Below are 19,071 nucleotides of genomic sequence, written 5' to 3'. Positions count from 1 at the left end.
CACCCTCACGTCGTGGGCTGGGGAAGGTCGAGGTCGGCCTTGAGCCACTCCACGATCTCGCCGGCCCTGGCCTCCGCGTCGAAGCCCTTCTCGCGGGCCTCGTCGACCAGTTGCCCAGGGGTGTCAGACCCGTCTTCTCGGCACAGCGAAGGGTGGGCCGATCAGACCGGCGGGACCGCCCGGTGCCGGCTCGAGAAGTGCCGGTCCCGCCGCGCGGCATACCTCAGCCGGTGCAGGAGCTCCTCACGCAGCGCGTCCGCCTCGATCACCCCGTCGATCACCAGGTCAGCGGCGAGGCGCTCGAGGTCGACGTCCTCCTCGTACTCCGCACGCCGCGCCGCGATGAACGCCGCCTGCTCGTCGGGGTCGGCGATCTCGGCGATCTTGTTGGCGTAGACCGCGTTGACGGCCGCCTCGGGCCCCATGACCGCGATCTTGGCGGTGGGCAGCGCGAGCGTGGCGTCCGGCATGAAGCCCGGGCCACCCATCGCATAGAGCCCGGCCCCGTAGGCCTTGCGCACCACGACGCAGAACTGCGGGACGGTCGCCTCGGAAACGGCCGAGACCATCTTGGCGCCGTGCCGGATGATGCCGCCGCGCTCGACCTCCGAGCCGATCATGAATCCCGGCACGTCCGCCAGGTAGATCAGCGGGATCCCGAACGCGTCGCACAGCCAGATGAAGCGGGTCGCCTTGTCCGCGGAGTCGGTGAAGAGCACGCCGCCCTTGACCGCGGAGTTGTTCGCGACGATGCCGACGGTCTCCCCCGCCATCCGGCCGAAGCCGACGACCAGCTCGGCGGCGAACAGCGGCTTGATCTCGAAGAAGCTGTCGTCGTCGACCAGCCCGTCGATCACCTCTCGGATGTCGAACGGGAGTGACTCCGCCTCGGGGACGGTATGCCGGGTGAGCGGCACCGCGGGCGCCTCCGCCTCGTAGCGGGGGCCGGGGGTGCGCCAGTTGTCGGGCACGTAGGAGAAGTACAGCTTGGCCAGCTCGATCGCCTCGGTGTCGTCGGTGGCCAGCAGGTCGCCCACCCCGGAGACGGTGCAGTGCATCCGGGCACCGCCCATCTCCTCCAGGGAGACCTTCTCGCCGACGACCATCTCGGCCATCCGGGGGCTGCCCAGATACATCGAGGCGTTGCCCTCGACCATGATGATCAGGTCGGTGAAGCTGGGGATGTAGGCGCCACCGGCGGCCGACGGCCCGAACAGGCAGCAGATCTGCGGGACCTTGCCGGACAGCGCGACCTGGTTGTGGAAGATCCGCCCCGCTCCGCGACGCCCCGGGAAGAGCTCGACCTGGTCGGTGATCCGGGCTCCGGCGGAGTCCACGAACCAGAAGATCGGCAGCTCCTCGCGCAGCGCCATCTCGGTGGCCCGGATGATCTTCTCCACGGTCCGCGCCCCCCACGAGCCGGCCTTCACCGTCGGGTCGTTGGCGACCACGATCGCCGCACGGCCGTCGACCTCGCCGCGACCGGTCACCACGCCGTCGGCGGGCAGCCCGGCCGCCATGGCGTTGGCGTAGCGCCCGTCCTCGACGAAGGTGCCCTCGTCGAAGAGGAGCGCGATCCGCTCGCGGACATAGAGCTTGTTCTGCGAGTCGAGCTTGGCGCGCGCCTTCTCGCTCGGCGCGTCGGAGGCGGAGTATGCCGTGGCGAACCGGCCGCGGAGGTCGCCCACCCGGGCGTCGGTCCCCTCCGAGGGGTCGGCGAACGGGGCCTCGCCGGGAACTGACTGCGGTGTCATGCCGCTCATGGTGTCAGGTGCCGCCGCTCAGGCGGCGGGCAGGCCGAGGCCGCGCGCGATGAGCATGCGCTGCACCTCGGAGGTGCCCTCGCCGATCTCCAGGATCTTGGCGTCGCGATAGAAGCGGGCGACGGGGTACTCCTCCATGAAGCCGTTGCCGCCGAAGACCTGGGTGCCGATGCGCGTCGCGGTGACCGCCGACTCGGTGGCGTAGAGCTTGGCGATCGAGGCCGCCTGCTTGACCTGGGCCATCGAGCGCTTGCCGGCGGCGTGCTGCTCGCGCAGCCACGCGGCCTTGTAGACCAGCGCCCGGGCGGCCTCGGTCATCACCGCGATGTCGGCGACCTGGAACGAGACACCCTGGTAGGTCGCGATCGGCTTGCCGAAGGCCAGACGCTCCTGGCTGTAGCGGGTGGTCTCCTCGAGCATCCGCTGCAGGCAGCCGACGGCGAGCGCGGCGATGGCGATCCGGCCGTCGTCGAGGGTCTTGAGGAACTGCTTGAACCCGTGCCCGCGCTCACCGAGCAGGTTGGCCTCGGGGACCCGGGCACCGTCGAAGGTCAGACCGTGGGTGTCGGAGATGTGCCAGCCGAGCTTGCGGTAGGGCGGCTCGACGGTGAAGCCGTCGGTGCCGGTGGGCACGATGATCGCGCTGATCTCGGGCTTCCCGTCGGCGGTCTCCCCGGTCTTGGCCGTGACGGTGACGACCGAGGTGATGTCGGTGCCGGAGTTGGTGATGAACGACTTGGCGCCGTTGATGACCCACTCGCCGTCCTCGAGCACCGCGCGCGTGCGGGTGGCCCCGGCGTCGGACCCGGCCTCGGGCTCGGTCAGGCCGAAGCCCGCCAGGGCCTTGCCGGCGAGCAGGTCCGGGAGCCAGCGCTCCTTCTGCTCCTGGGAGCCGTAGGTCTGGATCGGGTTGATGCCCAGACCGACGCCGGCCTCCAGGGTGATGCCCATGGCCTGGTCGACCCGGCCGAGCTCCTCGATCGCGACGCACAGGTAGGAGAAGCCCTCGTGGCCCATCCCGGCACCACCGAACTCCTCGGGCGCCTCGAGGCCGAACAGCCCGAGCTCGCCCATCTTGGGCACCAGGTGGACCGGGAAGTGGCTGTCTCTGTCCCACTCCTCCACGTGGGGGCCGATCTCGGCCTCCGCGAAGTCACGGACGAGTCGACGGAAGTCCTCGTGGTCGCTGCTGAGCTCAAACATCGGGGGCTGGCCTCTCGGGTAGGCACGCTCAAGCGTGCTTGACGTTAACGTAAACGTAAAGCATCATGGGGTGCCATGACAAGTGCGCAGGCCGCGACCCCGGAGAACGCGACCACCGACAACGCGACCGACAACGCGACCTGGACGATCGCGGAGGTCGCCGAGGAGTTCGGCGTGACCCACCGGGCGGTCCGTCACTACGAGGACCTCGGCCTGCTCTCCCCCGAGCGACGCGGCACCCAGCGCGTCTTCCACCCCCGCGACCGCATCCGCCTCGCGCTGATCCTCCGGGGTCGCCGGATCGGCTTCCCGCTGGAGGAGATCCGCACGATCATCAACATGTATGACGAGCAGCCCGGCGAGGCCGGACAGCTGCGCTACCTGCTGGCCCAGATCGACGACCGCCGCGCCGACCTGGAGAGCCGCCGCCGCGACATCGAGCAGTCCCTCGCCGAGCTGGACACCCTGGAACGCCGCTGCCACGAGGACCTCGCCCAATTTTCGTAGTGGTTTTGCTGGTCCACCCCGGCTTTTCGTAGTGGTTTTGCTGGTCCGCCCCGGCCGCGTTCTTGGCGAGGTTTTGCACGCCCGCCCGCTCACCCTTGCCGGGGACTACCGATCGGTCCGCCCACCGACGGCAGATCGTCGGGGTAGACCACATCGATCTCGGTGATCGTCTGCGGGAAGTCCTTGCGGTTGTTGGTGAGAAATCGATCGGCTCCCGCAGCGACCGCCGTCGCGAGGTGTGCCGCATCTGCTGCACGCAGGCCGTGCCTGACCGCCAGGGCCAGCGCCAGCCTGCCGGTGGCCTCATCGAGAGCCCTCAGCTCCAGTCGGCTCAACAGACCAAGCAGGCCCGCGACCTCCTCCGACTCCGGGTCATCCCGCATCGGCTTTGCGAGCACCTCCGGCAGCAGCAACACCGATCCGGTGCCCGCCACGCCGGCCTCGTCAGGGTCGGCGAAGAGTGCGGCGACGCGCGATCCCAGCTCATGATCCGCGGCTGCGGCATAGATGAGCACATCGGCGTCGAACGCCGTCAGCGGCGTCATCCCCCAGCCCGACCCTCGCGCACCGCGTCGACCAACGCCTCCGCACGCTCCCGCACTATCGCGGGTCGCCCCAGCGGCTCCCGTCGCGCACTCTCCAGGCGCGCACCGATGGCCTCCGCGTCGGCCCAGGCCTCAGGCGCTCTGCGTGCAGCGAGTGCGTCTGGGTGCACCAGCACAGCGACCACCCGACCGTGTCGGGTGATGGCGACCTCCTCGCCCGCCTGCACCCGGTCGAGCTGGGCGGGCAACGTCTGACGGGCAGTGCTCACGCTAATGCTGGCCATGACGTAAATGTACATCTATGTACATTTACGTACAACTCTCACTACTTTGGCACTTGACCCGGAGTTCAGCCGCCCTCGGTGGCCGCCCGCGTCTGGACGTCCACCCGGTTGAAGCGCGTCAGCTGCGTGACGTGCGCGGGGGTGAGCTCCTCGACGGTGCGGACCTGCAGCAGCTGCATGGTGCGCCGGACCTGGTCGGCCAGGATCGCGATCGCCCGGTCCACGCCCTCGCGACCGCCGGCCATCAGGCCATACAGATAGGCGCGCCCGACGAGCGTGAACCGGGCACCCAGCGCCAGGGAGGCCACCACGTCGGCACCGTTGCGGATGCCGGTGTCCACCATGACCTCGGTGTCCGCGCCGACCTCGCGCACCACCTCGGGCAGCAGGTGGAAGGGGACGGGCGCACGGTCCAGCTGGCGGCCGCCGTGGTTGGACAGCAGGATCGCGTCCACGCCGAGGTCGGTGAGCGTCTTGGCGTCCTGCACCGTCTGCACTCCCTTGACCGCCAGCTTGCCCGGCCACATTGCCCGGATCTCGGCCAGGTCGTCGAAGTTGATCGAGGGGTCCATCGCCGAGTTGAGCAGCTCCCCGACGGTGCCGCCGGTCTCGGACAGGGAGGCGAACTCCAGCTTCGGCGTGGTCAGGAAGTCCCACCACCACCAGGGCCGGAGCGAGGCGTTGGCGACGGTGCGCAGCGCGAGCTGCGGCGGGATCGAGAAGCCGTTGCGGGTGTCCCGCAGCCGGGCCCCGGCCACCGGCGTGTCGACGGTGAAGAACAGGGTGTCGAACCCAGCGGCAGCCGCCCGCTCGACCAGGCCGTAGGAGATCTCCCGCTGCCGCATGACGTACAGCTGGAACCAGTTGCGCCCGTGCGGGTTCGCCGCCCTCACGTCCTCGATCGAGGTCGTCCCCAGCGTGGACAGTGTGAACGGGATCCCCGCCGCCCCGGCCGACCCCGCACCCGCCACCTCTCCCTCGGTCTGCATCAGCCGGGTGAACCCGGTCGGCGCGATCCCGAACGGTAGCGCCGAGGGACCACCGAGCACCGTCGTGGACGTGTCGACCTCCGAGACGTCGTTAAGGATCGCCGGGTGGAACTCCACGTCCTCGAAGGCCTGCACCGCGCGCTGCAGCGAGATCTCCGCCTCGGCCGCGCCGTCGGTGTAGTCGAAGGCCGCCGCCGGCGTGCGGCGCTTGGCGATCCGGCGCAGGTCCTCGATGGTCTGCGCCGACTGGAGGCGCCGTGTCCTCCCGTTGCGCTCGAACCTGCGCAAGCGCATCAGCTCAAAGACCTCGGCCGCCCGGGGCACCTGTCGCTGGACCACGTGGCCTCCTTCGTATGACGTGTCCCCCAAGGATGCCGGGTGGTCCCGTCCCGCGCGGTCCGACCCCCCTGAACCTGACCGGGGGCGACGGGGCAGGATCAGCTCATGCAGTATGACGTGGCCTCCGTCCGTGCCCAGTTCCCCGCCCTCACCGAGGGGGCCGCCCACTTCGACGGCCCGGGCGGCACCCAGACGCCCGAACGGGTGGCGCGGGCCGTCGCGGCCACCCTGACCGCAGCCGTGGCCAACCGCGGCACGGTCACGGCGGCCGAGCGCCGGGCCGAGCAGATCGTGGCCGAGGCCCGGGAGGCGATGGGCGACCTGCTGGCGGCCGACCCACGCGGCATCGTCTTCGGTCGGTCGGCCACCGAGCTGACCTTCCAGTTCAGCCGCACCCTGGCCGCCGACTGGGGTCCGGGCGACGAGATCGTGGTGAGCCGCCTCGACCACGACTGCAACGTGCGGCCGTGGGTCTACGCCGCTGAGCAGTCCGGCGCCACGCTGCGCTGGCTCGACTTCGACCCCGCGACGGGCGAGCTCACGACCGACCACCTCGCGAGGGTGCTCTCGGACCGGACCCGGCTCGTGGCCCTGACGGCCGCCTCGAACCTCATCGGCACCCGCCCGGACCTGCCGGTCCTCGCCGAGATGGTGCACGAGGAGGGTGCCCAGGTCTACGTCGACGGGGTGCACGCGACGGCGCACGTGCTGCCCGATCTGGAGGCCTCGGGCGCGGACTTCTGGGTCAGCTCCCCCTACAAGTTTCTCGGGCCGCACTGCGGTGTGCTGGCAGCCCGGCCCGAGACGCTGGAGCCGCTGCGCCCGGCCAAGCTGCTGCCCTCCCCCGACGTCGTGCCCGAGCGTTTCGAGCTGGGCACCCTCCCCTACGAGCTGATGGCCGGGACCACGGCCGCGGTCGACGTCCTCGCCGACCTGGTCCCGGGACGGACCGGCACGCGCAGGGAGCGGCTCGTGACGTCATACTCCGCGCTGGAGGAGCACGAGGAGGAGCTGCTCGCACGGCTCGAGGGACCGCTCCGCGAGCTGCCGGGGGTCCGGGTCTACAGCAATGCCGTGCGCCGCACCCCCACGGTGCTGTTCACCGTCGACGGCGTCGACAGCCAGGTCGTCCGGCAGCACCTGGCCGACCACGGCGTCAACGCCCCCGCGAGCCACTTCTACGCCTGGGAGACCAGTCAGCGCCTGGGGCTGGGCGCCGAGGGTGGGGTGCGCGTCGGGCTGGCGCCCTACAACGACGCCTCCGATGTCGACCGGCTGCTGGAGGCGCTGCGCACCCTGCCACGGTGAAGGGGCGCTGACCCCTGCCATTACAGTGACCCCATGCCGATCAGCAAGGTCCTTATCGCCAACCGCGGCGAGATCGCCGTCCGCATCGCCCGCGCCTGCAAGGACGCCGGCCTCGGGTCCGTCGCCGTGTATGCCGAGCCCGACCGGGACGCGTTGCACGTCAAGGTGGCTGACGAGGCCTACGCGCTGGGCGGCAGCACCCCCGGCGACTCCTACCTGGTGCAGGAGAAGCTGATCGACGTCGCGCGCCAGGCGGGCGCCGACGCGGTGCACCCCGGCTACGGCTTCCTCGCCGAGAACGCCTCCTTCGCCCAAGCGGTGATCGACGCGGGCCTGACCTGGATCGGGCCCGGCCCCGAGGCGATCGACTCCCTCGGTGACAAGGTCAAGGCGCGGCACATCGCGACCGCGGCCGGCGCGCCGCTGGTGCCCGGCACCAATGACCCGGTCGCCGACGCCGACGAGGTCGTGGCGTTCGCCCAGGAGCACGGTCTGCCGGTCGCGATCAAGGCGGCCTACGGCGGTGGCGGCCGCGGCCTGAAGGTGGCCCGCACCATCGAGGAGATCCCCGAGCTGTTCGACTCGGCGGTCCGCGAGGCGGTCTCCGCCTTCGGGCGCGGCGAGTGCTTCGTGGAGCGCTATCTCGACAAGCCGCGGCACGTGGAGACCCAGTGCCTGGCCGACCAGCACGGCAACGTCGTCGTGGTGTCCACGCGCGACTGCTCCCTGCAGCGCCGCCACCAGAAGCTGGTCGAGGAGGCCCCCGCGCCGTTCCTGTCCTCGGAGCAGCAGGCCGAGCTGGACCGCGCCTCCAAGGCGATCCTGACGGAGGCCGGCTACGTCGGGGCCGGCACCTGCGAGTTCCTCGTCGGCCAGGACGGCACCATCTCCTTCCTCGAGGTCAACACCCGCCTGCAGGTTGAGCACCCGGTCACCGAGGAGGTCACCGGCATCGACCTGGTCCGCGAGCAGTTCCGGATCGCCGACGGCGAGGAGCTGGGATACGACGCCACGCAGGTCCGCGGGCACTCCATCGAGTTCCGCATCAACGGCGAGGACCCGGGCCGTGGCTTCCTGCCGGCGCCGGGCAGCGTGCTGACCTACAAGGTGCCCAGCGGGCCGGGTGTCCGCCTGGACTCCGGCGTCGAGGAGGGTGACGTGGTCGCCGGCGCCTTCGACTCCATGCTGGCCAAGCTGATCGTCACCGGCCGGGACCGCCAGGAGGCGCTGGCCCGCTCCCGCCGCGCGCTCGCCGAGTTCGTCGTGGAGGGGATGCCGACCGCGCTCACCTTCCACCGCGCCGTCGTGGAGGACCCGGCCTTCGCCCCGGAGGACCCCGAGCAGCCGTTCTCGGTTCACACCCGCTGGATGGAGACCGAGTTCGACAACCAGATCGAGCCGTATGCCGGGCCAACGGCAGACGCCGACGACCAGCCCGCGGAGCGCCAGAACCTCGTGGTCGAGGTCGGCGGTAAGCGCATCGAGGTCTCCCTGCCGGGCGGCCTGGCCCTGGGTGGCGGCAGCGGCGGCGGCGCGCGGAAGAAGGCCCCGAAGCGCTCCCGCTCCGGCGGCGGTGCCGCCGCGGCCTCGGGCGACGCCGTGACCGCGCCGATGCAGGGCACGATCGTCAAGATCGCTGTCGAGGAGGGCCAACAGGTCGCCGAGGGTGACCTGGTCGTGGTGCTCGAGGCGATGAAGATGGAGCAGCCGATCAACGCCCACAAGGCCGGCACCGTCACCGGCCTGTCCGCCGAGGTCGGCCAGACCGTCGGCAACGGCGCTGCCATCTGCGAGCTCAAGGACTGACGCCCGCCCGCAGACGGGTAGCGGCCGTGGCCTGACAGTGGTTGGCTCGGACCCACCACTTGAGCGGAGGGCGTGCCATGGTCGACGACTACCCCATCCTGACGGTCCTGCCGCCGGTCATCGCGATCGCGCTGGTGCTCATCACCAAACGGGTCCTGCTCAGCCTGGGCTCCGGCGTGGTGGCCAGCGCGCTGCTGGTGGCCGGCTTCAATCCGCTGGAGACCCTCAGCCTGGTGTGGAACGCCTTCCGCGTGATCTTCTGGGACGAGGGCGCGGTGAACACCTACTACGTCTTCATCCTGGTCTTCACCCTGCTCCTGGGGATCATCGCGGCCCTGATCATGATGTCCGGGGGCACGCGAGCCTTCTCGGACTGGGCGGTCGAGCGCATCCACACGCGGCGCGGCGCCAAGATCCTCCCGGCCGTCCTCGGCATCGTCATCTTCATCGACGACTACTTCAACGCCCTGGCCGTCGGGCAGGTGGCCCGTCCGGTGACCGACAAGCACAACGTGTCCCGGGCCAAGCTCGCCTACGTCGTCGACTCCACCTCGGCGCCGGTCGCCGTGCTGGCACCGTTCTCCAGCTGGGGCGCCAGCATCATCGGCATCATGGCGCCCATCGTCGCCAGCTCCGCGCTGGTGGTCAGCGATGTGGAGGCGTTCCTGGGCGCCGCCGCCATGAACTACTACGCCATCGTGGCCGTCCTGATGGTCTGGGTCACCGTCATGCTGCACGTCGAGATCGGCCCGATGCGCACCGAGGAGCGGCGAGCTATCACCGCCGGCAGGACCTTCAACCCCGACGAGATCATCCCCGGTGAGCTGGCCGAGGACCTGCCCGTGCACCACCCCGGCTCCAAGCGCGCCCTGATCATCCCGTTCGTCCTCCTGGTCGTCGGCGTCCTCGGGGGCATCATCTGGACCGGCTACCAGGGTGGTGGCAGCTGGGACGTGCTCTCGATCTTCGCCAACACCGACGTCAGCCTGTCGCTCCTCTGGGGCGGCGGACTCGGTCTGGCCGCGGCCCTCTACTACTACCTCCGCTACACCACGGCCAACCCGAAGTTCAGCCCCTCAACCCTCGGGCTCGGCTTCTGGGAAGGCATCAAGTCGATGATGCCCGCGGTGTCGATCCTGCTGCTCGCGTGGATGCTCGGCGACCTGATCGGCCAGCTCGGCACCGGCCAGTACCTCGGCGACCTGGTCAACCACGCCGCGGTGCCCCCCGCCTGGCTGATCCCCCTGATGTTCTGCCTGGCCGGGGCGATGGCCTTCTCCACCGGCACCTCGTGGGGCTCGTTCGGTCTGCTGCTGCCCATCGCAGGGCAGATCATGAACAGCGTCGACGGCGGCGCCGAGCTCCTGCTCCCGGCCTTCGGCGCGGTGCTCGCTGGCGCTGTCTTCGGCGACCACTGCTCCCCCATCAGCGACACGACCATCCTGTCCAGCACCGGATCCGGGGCCAACGTCATGACGCACGTGACCACCCAGCTGCCCTATGCCCTCGTCAGCGCAGCCATCGCCCTGCTGGGTTATGTCGTGTTCGCCCTGACAATCAACGGGTTGGTCGGCCTGCTGGCCACGCTCGGCTTCCTGGCGCTGGGAGCCCTCGCGGCCAAGACCCTGCTCACGCCGCTGGAGGAGGAGATCCCGACCGAGGAGCAGGCAGAACGCGTCCAGGCCTAGCCGTTGCCACACCAGTCACACTGCTCACTGCGCGGCATTCGGCCTAGCCGAGCACCAACCCCGCATTCACGCCTCACCGGGCACCAGTCCCGGTGAGCGCCGGGGGGAGACCAGACGCCGCGATCAGTCGGTCTCCGTGCTGTGCAGCTGCCGGGCCGCCTCGGCGATGGAGCCGGACATCGAGGGATACACGGTGAACGTCGAGGCGAACTGGTCGACGTTGAGCCGGTTGGCCACGGCCAGCGTGATCGGGAAGATCAGCTCGCTGGCCCGGGGGGCCACGACGACGCCGCCCAGGATCGTGTCGCTGCCCTTGCGCGCGAAGATCTTGACGAACCCGTGCTTGGTGTTCTGCATCTTGGCGCGCGGGTTGCCGGTCAGCGGCAGCATCACCGAGCGTGCGTCGACCTTGCCGGAGTCCACATCGGCCTGGGAGACACCGACGGTGGCGATCTCGGGGTCGGTGAAGATGTTGGAGCTGACCCGCCCGAGGTTGAGCGGCGCGACCGCGTCGCCCAGGGCGTGCGCGACCGCGATCCGACCCTGCATCGCCGCCACGGAAGCCAGGGGCAGGACGCCCGTGCAGTCCCCTGCGGCATAGATCCCGGGCACCGAGGTCCGCGAGACCCGGTCGACCACGACGTGGCCCGACTCCGAGAGCACGACGCCCGACTCCTCCAGCCCCAGGTCCTGGGTGTTCGGGATGGAACCGACGGCCAGCAGCGCGTGGGAGCCCCGGACCTCGCGCCCGTCCACGAGGGTCACCACCACCTCGTCGCCGTCGCGGACGACCCCACCTGCGCGGGACCGGTTGAGCACCTCCATGCCGCGGCCGCGGAAGACCTCCTCCAGCACGGTCGCGGCGTCTTGGTCCTCGCCGGGCAGGACACGGTCCCGGGAGGAGACCAGCGTGACGCGGCACCCGAGACCGAGATAGGCGTGGGCGAGCTCGGCACCGGTCACACCGGACCCGATGACGATCAGGTGCTCGGGCAGTTCGGTCAGGTCATAGATCTGCTGCCAGGTCAGGATGCGCTCGCCGTCGGGCACCGCCGTGTCCAGCACCCGGGGGCGGGCCCCGGTGGCGACCAGGATCATGTCGGCCTCGAGGCTCCTGGTCTGGCCGGCCCGCTCGGCGCCGGACGGCGCCGGCTCCTCACCCGACTCGACGCTCCCCACGCCGGTCGCCACCTCGACCAGTCCGGGGCGGACGATGCGGCCGGCGCCCTGGACGACCTCGACGCCCGCGGCGACCAGCTTGCCCCGGATGTCCTGGCTCTGCGCCCCGGCCAGGCCCATGATGCGCTCGTTGACCTCGGGCAGGTGCGCGGTCACCCCCTGGTCGCCCGGCGCGTCGTCGAAGTGGACACCGATCCGCTCGGCCGCGCTGAAGCGGTCCATGAAGTCGGCGGTCGCGATCAGCGCCTTGCTGGGAACGCAGTCGGTGAGCACGGCGGCGCCCCCCACACCCTCGCGCTCGACCACGGTGACCCTGGCTCCCAGGTGCGCAGCGGGCAGGGCAGCCTCATATCCGCCCGGGCCGCCTCCGACGATGACCACTGATGTCTGCGTTCCACTCACGGGACCCATCCAACCATCGGTACGCTGCCCCGGTGACCACCGAAACCCCTGCAGAGGTGGCCCGCGCCGCGGCCACCGTCATCGCCGAGCGCACCGGCGCCGCCACCCACGACATCGCCCTGGTCCTCGGATCCGGGTGGGGACCGACCGCCGATCTCATCGGTGAGACGGTCGCCACCGTCGACAACACAGCGGTACCGGGCTTCACCGGCGCAGCCGTCGCCGGCCACACCGGCACCATGCGCTCGGTCGCCGTGTCCGGCAGCCGCAAGCGCGCCCTGGTCTTCGGCACCCGCACCCACTTCTACGAGGGCCGCGGCGTCCGCGCGGTCGTGCACGCCGTGCGCACGGCGGCCGCGGCGGGTTGCCGGACGATCGTGCTCACCAACGGCTGCGGCGGCCTCAACCCGGCCTGGGCTCCCGGCACGCCCGTGCTCATCCGGGACCACATCAACCTGACGGGCGAGTCGCCCGTCGAGGGCGCCAACTTCGTCGACCTCACCGACCTCTACACCCCGCGGCTGCGCGACCTGGCACGCGAGGTCGACCCGAGCCTCGACGAGGGTGTCTACGTCCAGTTCCGCGGGCCGCACTACGAGACACCGGCCGAGGTCCAGATGGCCAAGATCCTGGGTGGCGACCTCGTCGGGATGTCCACGACGCTGGAGGCGATCGCGGCGCGCGAGGCCGGGATGGACGTCCTGGGCGTGTCCCTGGTCACCAACGCCGCGGCCGGCATCAGCGAGACCGCGCTGTCCCACGAGGAGGTCATGCAGGCAGGTCAGGCCGCGGCCCAGCGCTGCGGCGAGCTGCTCTCCCAGATCGTGGCGAGGATCTGAGTATGCCGTCACCCACCGACCTCGTCTCCCTCGCCGAGGCGTGGCTCGCCGACGACCCCGACCCGGACACCCGCGCCGAGCTGTCCGGCGTCCTGGAGGCGGCCCGCTCCTCCGACGAGGAGGCGCTCGCCGACCTGGCGGACCGGTTCTCCGGGTTCCTGGAGTTCGGCACGGCCGGCCTGCGCGGGGCACTGGGTGCCGGGCCCAACCGGATGAACCGGGTGGTGGTGATCCGTGCGGCAGCCGGCCTCACGACATACTTGAGGGAGCGGGTCGATCCCGAGCCGACCGTGGTGATCGGCTTCGACGCGCGCTACAACTCCGACGTGTTCGCCCGGGACACCGCGGCCGTGGTGACCGCGGCCGGCGGGCGGGCGCTGGTGCTGCCCCGCCCGCTGCCGACGCCCGTGCTCGCCTTCGCGATCGGGCACCTGGGCGCCGACGCGGGCGTGATGGTGACGGCCAGCCACAACCCGCCGCAGGACAACGGTTACAAGGTCTATCTCGGCGACGGCTCGCAGATCGTGCCCCCGGTCGACAGCGACATCGCCGCGCACATCGCCGCCGTGACCCGCGCCGCGGACGTGCCTCTGGCCAGGACCGGCTGGGAGACCCTGGACGACCGGCTGCTCGATGAGTATGTCGCGACCGCCGCCTCCGTCGTGGCTCCCGACAGCCCCCGTGACGTCTCGGTGGTCCACACCGCGCTGCACGGGGTGGGCTCAGACACCGTGCTGCGTGCCTTCGCCGCGGCCGGGTTCCCGGAGCCGCAGGCCGTGCTCACCCAGTCCGCTCCGGACCCCGAGTTCCCGACGGTCTCCTTCCCCAACCCCGAGGAGCCGGGCGCGATCGATGCCGCTCTGGCGCAGGCCGAGAAGGTCCGGCCCGATCTCGTGATCGCCAACGACCCGGACGCCGACCGGTGCGCTGTCGCCGTCGAGGACGGCCAGGGGTGGCGCATGCTGCGCGGCGACGAGGTCGGCGCCCTGCTGGGGCAGCACATCATCAACCGCGGCGTGGACCCTGAGGGCGAGCACACCGTCCTGGCGCGGTCCATCGTCTCCTCGCGGTTGCTCGCCGCGATGGCTCGTGCCGCGGGACTGCCCGCGCAGGAGACGCTCACCGGCTTCAAGTGGATCGGCCGCGTCGAGGGTCTGCGGTTCGGTTATGAGGAGGCGCTCGGCTACTGCGTCGACCCCGCCAACGTGCCGGACAAGGACGGGATCACCGCGGCCCTGCTGGTCGCCGAGCTCGCGGCGACACTCAAGGCTGACGGTCGTCGGCTGACGGACGTGCTGGACGACCTGGCCCTGGCCCACGGCGTCCACCAGACCGACGCGTTCTCGGTGCGGGTCACCGACCTCGCGCTCATCGCCCCGGTCATGGACCGGCTCCGCGCCGCGCCGCCGACCGAGCTGGGTGGCTCGGCCGTGACCAGCGTCGAGGACCTCGCCCTGGGCGCCGGCGGCCTGCCGCCTACCGAGGGCCTGCGGTACCTCCTGGCCGACGACACCCGCGTGATCGTGCGACCGAGCGGCACCGAGCCCAAGCTCAAGGTCTACCTCGAGGCGATCGTGCCCGTGGAGGGTGTGGGTCTGGCGGAGCCCGCGGAGGCTGCCCGTGCTCTGGCGAACGCCCGTGCCGAGGCTGCACGCGCTCTCGCGAACGCCCGTGCCGAGGCTGCCCGCCGCCTGGCCGCTGTCCGGGCCACCATGGAGGAGCTCACCCGGGCCTGACCTGCCGCCACGGGCTCTCCCGTGTGGCATCCGTTCCCGTAGTGACGTTCCCGTGTGTGGCATCCGTTCCCGTGTGTGGCTATTGACCCCTCCAGCGGGGTCAGATCCCACACAGGGGCACATTTTCCACACACCCCGCCGGGCCGTGCCACCCCACCGCCCGCGCCACCCACCGCCCGTGCCGCGCCCCGCTCGTGCCCGCGTTCGTCGCCCGCACGCACAGGCCGGGGCTGTGGATAGTTCCTGCGGCCGACCTGGGTCGTCCGGCAGGCTGCGGCGATGGATCACCAGACCGAGCAAACCGTGCGGAGTCTCGCGGGCCAGCAACACTGGGCGATCAGCAGAAAGCAGGCGCTGGCCGCCGGCATGACCGCCAAGGAAGTTGCGTTGCAGGTGCGGACGAAGAAGTGGCAGAACATCCACCCCGGCGTTTACGCGACGCACAATGCGAAGGTCGACTGGTGGACCCGTGCCTGGGCCGCAGTCCTGTACGCCGGCAAGGGTGCAGCACTCTCGCACTACGCTGCGGCCTACGTCTGGGGGCTTGAGAAGTCACAGCCCGCCATGCTCACCGTGTCAGTCCCGGCGGAGCGCACGGTGAAGCGTCAACCAGGCTTTCGCGTCATGCGGAGACGGCGAGTCGAGGTCGTCCGACGAAAGAGGCTTCCGGTGACCAGCATCCGGCAGACCGTGCTCGATCTGACCGCCCAAGCAGGGTTCACGCTCGACGACACCGCGGCCCTCCTCGGTCGTGCAGCCCAGAAGAATCTGCTCGAGCCCTCCGCACTGCTCGAATTGTTGGACGCACAGCATGGGCACCCGATGTCGAACAGACTGCGCGCTGCCTGCGCCGACGCAGCGGAGGGCGTCGAGAGTTCACTGGAGTCCCGGATACTCCGACACGTGATCAGGGCACACGGCCTGCCCGGCTTCCGGTTGCAGGACCCGCTCGACGTGCAGGACCAGCTCGACGACGACAGCCGCACACCCAGCACTTCTACGGACGTCAGGCCCCCCGATGCGACGGAGAACCGCTCCGCCCCTGGAGGTGCACCGGACGATGGCGTCAGCGCTGGTGGACGCCGAGTCCGGCGCTGCGACCTGCGCAACCGGGCACTCGGCATCCGCATCGAGGGTGACGGTGTGGCCTGGCACGGTGGCGACCGCTTCCACGAGGACCGGCGCCGGGACCGGCAAGCGGCTGCGAGGGGCGAGATGACCCTGCGGGTGACCTGGGACGCGGCGGAGGACCCGTGCCAGGTCGCGTTGGACGTAGCCTCCACGATGGCCCACCGGGGCTGGGACGGGGTACCGACACCGTGCAGCCCGGCTTGCGACATCCTCGAGCAGTGGAGTGCACGCACTCAACCTGCAGGGAAGGCTGCCTCCTCATCGGTGACGTCGACGTGAGGAACTCGGCGTGCATCTCCAGGCGCCCGTGCGCCTGGGCCTATCTCACGCTCTCGCGTGTGGACTTTGTTCCCGTGTGTGGGAAAAAGCCCCCAGAGGGGACCAAAAGCCACACACGGGCACAGATCCCACACGCAACGCGCGGATACCCGACGAGAGGCGGCCGCGACCGTCAGACCGAGGTTCTGCGGACAGAGTCACCCGAACGTGAGCACGACCACCAGGAAGACCACCGAGACCAGCAGCGGCAGGATCGCGCTGCGCGCCCAGGTGCGGTGCGCCCCCTCGCCCGGTTCGTCGACCCCGCCCGCCAGCTTCCACCGCTGCACCTCGCGCTCGACGTGACCGGAGATGACCTCGGCGTTGTTGCCCTCGGCGGTCTTGCCGCGGGTCGTCGCCTCCGCATAGCTGTCGATGTCCTTGCGCGGGCGCAGCTCGCGCCGGATCGGGATGGCCCACGAGCTGTGCTTGGTCCCGGCGTTGTCGACCAACTCGAGGGCCCACTTGCGCTCGACGGAGGCCAGCCGGGAGAAGGGCACGACCACGTCGGTCACCAGGTTGCGCAGCTCCACGCGGTCGGGGCCGAGGACCACGCGCGGTCGCAGCAGCAGCACCCAGGCGATCGCAGCGATGACCCCCATGAACGCGATCGGCGACAGCGGGTTGTTGCCGAGGTTGCCCTCGATCGCCCCCATCACGGCCGCGAGGACGAGGGCAGCCACCACGATCGCGGTCCCGGTGATCCGTGCCGGCAGCGTGCGATAGGTCGTCGTCTCAGCGGTAGCCATGGTGCGGTCAGTCTAGAGCGCCGGCCTGTCCGGGCCGGGGCACGCGGACCCTGCGCGACTGGGCACACGGGACCCTGCGCGATTGGTCACGCGGAGCCCCGCGCGACAGGGCACGCGGAACCCTGCGCGACAGGGCACGCCGGGCCCGGGGGCGACACGTAAACTCGGCCCCCATGAGCACCGATCCCTCCCGCCCCGCCCGGGTGCTGGTGCTCGCCGGCCCCAGCGGTGCCGGCAAGTCGCGGCTGGCGAAGCGGCTGCACGCCGCGCACGCCTGGCCGGTGGTGCAGCTCGACGACTTCTATCGCGACGGCGACGACCCCGGCCTGCCGATGAGCCCGCAGGCGGGCCTGCCGGACTGGGACGACGTGCGCTCCTGGCGGCTGGACGACGCGCTCGACGCGCTGGAGACGCTGTGCCGCGAGGGCGCCGTCGAGGTCCCGGTCTACGACATCTCGACCTCCCGCGCGACCGGCACCCAGCAGCTCGAGCGCGGGGGGCACCCGATCGTCATCGCCGAGGGCATCTTCGCCGCCGACACGGTGCCTGGCCTGTCCGAGCGCGGACTGCTGGCCGCGGCCTGGTGCATCCGCAACCACCCGACCAAGACCTTCGCCCGGCGCCTCGTGCGCGATCTCTCCGAGCGCCGCAAGCCGCCCCTGACGCTGGTGCGGCGCGGGCTGGCGTTGCGTCGCCTCGAGCCGGGTATCGTCAGGGCACAGCAGGCACTGGGCGCCGAGCCGATGACCGCGCGCGAGGCCGAGGCCAGGGTCCGGCAACTGACCGTGCACGACGAGCAGGAGGGGTGGCGACGTGGGACAGCCTCCTGACGAGAACCGCTGGTCCGCGCCCGGCGCGGACGACGCTGACTCCTCCGACGGGCAGGACTACTGGCAGCCCGGTCGCTATGTCCGACCCGAGGACGGTGGCCTGCAGCCGCCTGCCGAGGAGACTGATCAGCCGCAGTATGACGTGGGGCAGGCGGGTCAGGTCCCTCCCCCGCCCACGGGGCCGGTTCAGCAGCCGCCGCAGACGTCGCCGATCCCGCAGGCTCCCCAGACCTCGCCGATCCCGCAGCCTCCGCAGACCTCGGCGTTCCCGCCGCCGTACGGCAACCAGCCGCCCGCCTACGGCCAGGGCTACGGCGCTCAGTCCCCGTACGGCGAACAACCGCCCGCCTACGGCCAGCAACCTCCCGCGTACGGCCAGGGCTACGGCCAGCAGCCCCCCGCGTACGGCCAGGGCTACGGCCAGCAGCCCCCCGCCTATGGCCAGGGCTACGGCCAGCAGCCCCCCGCCTATGGCCAACACCCCGCCTACGGACAGCAGACCCCGTGGCACAACCTCCCGCCGGAGGACCTGGTCCGGATGCACCAGCCCGGGGTCATCCCGCTGCGGCGCCTGACGCTGGGCGACATGTTCGAGGGCTCGCTGAAGACGATGCGGCGCAACCCCGAGGCCACGATCGGGATGGCCGTGCTGGTGCTCGCCGTGATGCTCGTGCCCTCGCTCGCGTTCACGATGGTGATCCCCACGCTCTTCCCGAACCTCGGGCTCATCGACCAGATCGCGATCGCCAGCCTGGTCCCGACGCTCCTCAACTCGCTGGCCACGCTGGCGCTCAGCGGCTTCGTGATCTACGTCGTCAGCGAGGCGGCGCTCGGCGACCGGGTCGGGATCGGGCAGACCTGGCAGGCCGTCAAGGGCCGGATCCCGGCGCTCATCGGCATCTCCATCCTGTCCTTCCTGGCGATCTTCGGGCTCGGTCTCGTGGTGATCCTCGGCGGCCTCGCCCTGACCTTCGCCATCGGTCCGATCGGGGCGATCCTGATGGTGCTGGGGATGCTGGCGTTCATCCCGCTGATGCTCTGGCTCTACGCACGGCTCTCCCTGGGCCCGGCCGCGGTCGTCCTGGAGAAGGCCGGGCCGGTCACCGGGTTGAAGCGCAGCTGGGCGCTCACCCAGGGCGGGCAGGCCTGGCGCGTGCTGGGCATCACGCTGCTCGCCGGGATCGTGGCCCTGCTGTTCTCCGCGATGGTCGGCGGGCTCCTGGGGGTGCTGATCGGGATGCTGATCGAGCTGTTCTCCGGCGACGTCAGCACGCAGTACTACCTGCAGGTCATCATCGACCACCTGAGCACCTTCCTGATCGGCGCCATCGTGACCCCGTTCACCGCAGGTGTGACGGCCCTGCTCTACCTCGACCAGCGGATCCGCCGCGAGGGCCTCGACGTCGGTCTGGTCCGGGCCGCGCAGGAGCGCGCCGCCGCCCGACGGGACTGACC

16 protein-coding genes are annotated in these 19,071 nt (G+C 71.0%); 9 read left to right on the top strand and 7 right to left on the bottom strand.

All coding sequences use genetic code 11. The features are described 5' to 3' along the window. Window positions 1–161: 161 nt before the first annotated feature. Together MWU75_RS14530 and MWU75_RS14525 are read right to left on the bottom strand one after the other, a co-directional pair. Window positions 162–1,754, bottom strand: a complete 1,593-nt coding sequence (locus MWU75_RS14530; protein ID WP_247092067.1) for an acyl-CoA carboxylase subunit beta — start codon at window positions 1,752–1,754, stop codon at window positions 162–164. Window positions 1,755–1,781: 27 nt separating this feature from the next. Next, window positions 1,782–2,966, bottom strand: coding sequence for an acyl-CoA dehydrogenase family protein (locus MWU75_RS14525; RefSeq protein WP_247092065.1), 1,185 nt, complete (start codon window positions 2,964–2,966; stop codon window positions 1,782–1,784). Window positions 2,967–3,041: 75 nt separating this feature from the next. Here MWU75_RS14525 and MWU75_RS14520 point away from each other — a divergent pair, with 75 nt between their 5' ends. Next, complete coding sequence (locus MWU75_RS14520; RefSeq protein WP_247092063.1) at window positions 3,042–3,473, top strand: MerR family DNA-binding transcriptional regulator; 432 nt, start codon at window positions 3,042–3,044, stop codon at window positions 3,471–3,473. 89 nt (window positions 3,474–3,562) lie between these two features. Here MWU75_RS14520 and MWU75_RS14515 read toward each other — a convergent pair whose 3' ends face one another. The 3 genes from MWU75_RS14515 to MWU75_RS14505 form a co-directional block, all read right to left on the bottom strand. Continuing rightward, window positions 3,563–4,018, bottom strand: a complete 456-nt coding sequence (locus MWU75_RS14515; RefSeq protein WP_247092061.1) for a PIN domain-containing protein — start codon at window positions 4,016–4,018, stop codon at window positions 3,563–3,565. After that, on the bottom strand, window positions 4,015–4,302 hold the full coding sequence (locus MWU75_RS14510) for a type II toxin-antitoxin system Phd/YefM family antitoxin (RefSeq protein ID WP_247092059.1): 288 nt from the start codon (window positions 4,300–4,302) through the stop codon (window positions 4,015–4,017). Before MWU75_RS14510 ends, MWU75_RS14515 begins: the two co-directional genes overlap by 4 nt. Before the next feature lie 65 nt (window positions 4,303–4,367). Then, window positions 4,368–5,630, bottom strand: a complete 1,263-nt coding sequence (locus MWU75_RS14505; protein WP_247092057.1) for an alpha-hydroxy acid oxidase — start codon at window positions 5,628–5,630, stop codon at window positions 4,368–4,370. A gap of 105 nt (window positions 5,631–5,735) precedes the next feature. On the opposite strand from MWU75_RS14505, the gene MWU75_RS14500 reads away from it, so the two are divergent. From MWU75_RS14500 to MWU75_RS14490, 3 genes are all read left to right on the top strand, one after another. Then, a complete protein-coding gene (locus MWU75_RS14500; protein WP_247092055.1) occupies window positions 5,736–6,938 on the top strand; it encodes a cysteine desulfurase-like protein in 1,203 nt (400 codons plus the stop codon). 33 nt (window positions 6,939–6,971) lie between these two features. Then, the gene (locus tag MWU75_RS14495; protein WP_247092053.1) at window positions 6,972–8,744 is read left to right on the top strand and encodes a biotin carboxylase N-terminal domain-containing protein; all 1,773 of its coding nucleotides are present in this window, start codon (window positions 6,972–6,974) and stop codon (window positions 8,742–8,744) included. A 77-nt stretch (window positions 8,745–8,821) separates the two neighbouring features. Next, window positions 8,822–10,432, top strand: a complete 1,611-nt coding sequence (locus tag MWU75_RS14490; RefSeq protein WP_247092051.1) for a Na+/H+ antiporter NhaC family protein — start codon at window positions 8,822–8,824, stop codon at window positions 10,430–10,432. Between the two features lie 123 nt (window positions 10,433–10,555). Here MWU75_RS14490 and MWU75_RS14485 read toward each other — a convergent pair whose 3' ends face one another. Next, window positions 10,556–12,022: an NAD(P)H-quinone dehydrogenase gene (locus MWU75_RS14485; RefSeq protein WP_247092048.1), complete on the bottom strand. Its 1,467-nt coding sequence runs from the start codon at window positions 12,020–12,022 to the stop codon at window positions 10,556–10,558. Between MWU75_RS14485 and MWU75_RS14480 the strand changes: the two genes are divergently transcribed. From MWU75_RS14480 to MWU75_RS14470, 3 genes are all read left to right on the top strand, one after another. Next, the gene (locus tag MWU75_RS14480; protein ID WP_247092046.1) at window positions 11,995–12,852 is read left to right on the top strand and encodes a purine-nucleoside phosphorylase; all 858 of its coding nucleotides are present in this window, start codon (window positions 11,995–11,997) and stop codon (window positions 12,850–12,852) included. The two genes, MWU75_RS14485 and MWU75_RS14480, sit on opposite strands and share 28 nt — an antisense overlap. A gap of 2 nt (window positions 12,853–12,854) precedes the next feature. Next, complete coding sequence (locus MWU75_RS14475; RefSeq protein WP_247092044.1) at window positions 12,855–14,588, top strand: phospho-sugar mutase; 1,734 nt, start codon at window positions 12,855–12,857, stop codon at window positions 14,586–14,588. 279 nt (window positions 14,589–14,867) lie between these two features. After that, entirely contained in the window at window positions 14,868–15,998 is a 1,131-nt protein-coding gene (locus MWU75_RS14470; protein ID WP_247092042.1) for a type IV toxin-antitoxin system AbiEi family antitoxin domain-containing protein, read from the top strand. A 197-nt stretch (window positions 15,999–16,195) separates the two neighbouring features. Here MWU75_RS14470 and MWU75_RS14465 read toward each other — a convergent pair whose 3' ends face one another. Then, entirely contained in the window at window positions 16,196–16,786 is a 591-nt protein-coding gene (locus MWU75_RS14465) for a hypothetical protein (protein WP_247092040.1), read from the bottom strand. Between the two features lie 173 nt (window positions 16,787–16,959). On the opposite strand from MWU75_RS14465, the gene MWU75_RS14460 reads away from it, so the two are divergent. Continuing rightward, window positions 16,960–17,616: an ATP-binding protein gene (locus tag MWU75_RS14460; protein WP_247092038.1), complete on the top strand. Its 657-nt coding sequence runs from the start codon at window positions 16,960–16,962 to the stop codon at window positions 17,614–17,616. Beyond that, complete coding sequence (locus MWU75_RS14455) at window positions 17,600–19,069, top strand: hypothetical protein (RefSeq protein ID WP_247092037.1); 1,470 nt, start codon at window positions 17,600–17,602, stop codon at window positions 19,067–19,069. Before MWU75_RS14460 ends, MWU75_RS14455 begins: the two co-directional genes overlap by 17 nt. Window positions 19,070–19,071: the final 2 nt, after the last annotated feature.

Origin of the sequence: Ornithinimicrobium sp. F0845, assembly GCF_023015765.1 — a bacterium.
Classification (GTDB): domain Bacteria; phylum Actinomycetota; class Actinomycetes; order Actinomycetales; family Dermatophilaceae; genus Ornithinicoccus.
This window is presented reverse-complemented; position numbering and strand designations above follow the sequence as displayed.

Excerpts from the sequence above, each read along its gene's own strand:
- MWU75_RS14530 (WP_247092067.1), bottom strand. The coding sequence starts at position 1,754 with ATGACACCGCAGTCAGTTCCCGGCGAGGCCCCGTTCGCCGACCCCTCG.
- MWU75_RS14525 (WP_247092065.1), bottom strand. The coding sequence starts at position 2,966 with ATGTTTGAGCTCAGCAGCGACCACGAGGACTTCCGTCGACTCGTCCGT.
- MWU75_RS14520 (WP_247092063.1), top strand. The coding sequence starts at position 3,042 with ATGACAAGTGCGCAGGCCGCGACCCCGGAGAACGCGACCACCGACAAC.
- MWU75_RS14515 (WP_247092061.1), bottom strand. The coding sequence starts at position 4,018 with ATGACGCCGCTGACGGCGTTCGACGCCGATGTGCTCATCTATGCCGCA.
- MWU75_RS14510 (WP_247092059.1), bottom strand. The coding sequence starts at position 4,302 with ATGGCCAGCATTAGCGTGAGCACTGCCCGTCAGACGTTGCCCGCCCAG.
- MWU75_RS14500 (WP_247092055.1), top strand. The coding sequence starts at position 5,736 with ATGCAGTATGACGTGGCCTCCGTCCGTGCCCAGTTCCCCGCCCTCACC.
- MWU75_RS14495 (WP_247092053.1), top strand. The coding sequence starts at position 6,972 with ATGCCGATCAGCAAGGTCCTTATCGCCAACCGCGGCGAGATCGCCGTC.
- MWU75_RS14490 (WP_247092051.1), top strand. The coding sequence starts at position 8,822 with ATGGTCGACGACTACCCCATCCTGACGGTCCTGCCGCCGGTCATCGCG.
- MWU75_RS14480 (WP_247092046.1), top strand. The coding sequence starts at position 11,995 with ATGTCTGCGTTCCACTCACGGGACCCATCCAACCATCGGTACGCTGCC.
- MWU75_RS14485 (WP_247092048.1), bottom strand. The coding sequence starts at position 12,022 with ATGGGTCCCGTGAGTGGAACGCAGACATCAGTGGTCATCGTCGGAGGC.
- MWU75_RS14475 (WP_247092044.1), top strand. The coding sequence starts at position 12,855 with ATGCCGTCACCCACCGACCTCGTCTCCCTCGCCGAGGCGTGGCTCGCC.
- MWU75_RS14470 (WP_247092042.1), top strand. The coding sequence starts at position 14,868 with ATGGATCACCAGACCGAGCAAACCGTGCGGAGTCTCGCGGGCCAGCAA.
- MWU75_RS14465 (WP_247092040.1), bottom strand. The coding sequence starts at position 16,786 with ATGGCTACCGCTGAGACGACGACCTATCGCACGCTGCCGGCACGGATC.
- MWU75_RS14460 (WP_247092038.1), top strand. The coding sequence starts at position 16,960 with ATGAGCACCGATCCCTCCCGCCCCGCCCGGGTGCTGGTGCTCGCCGGC.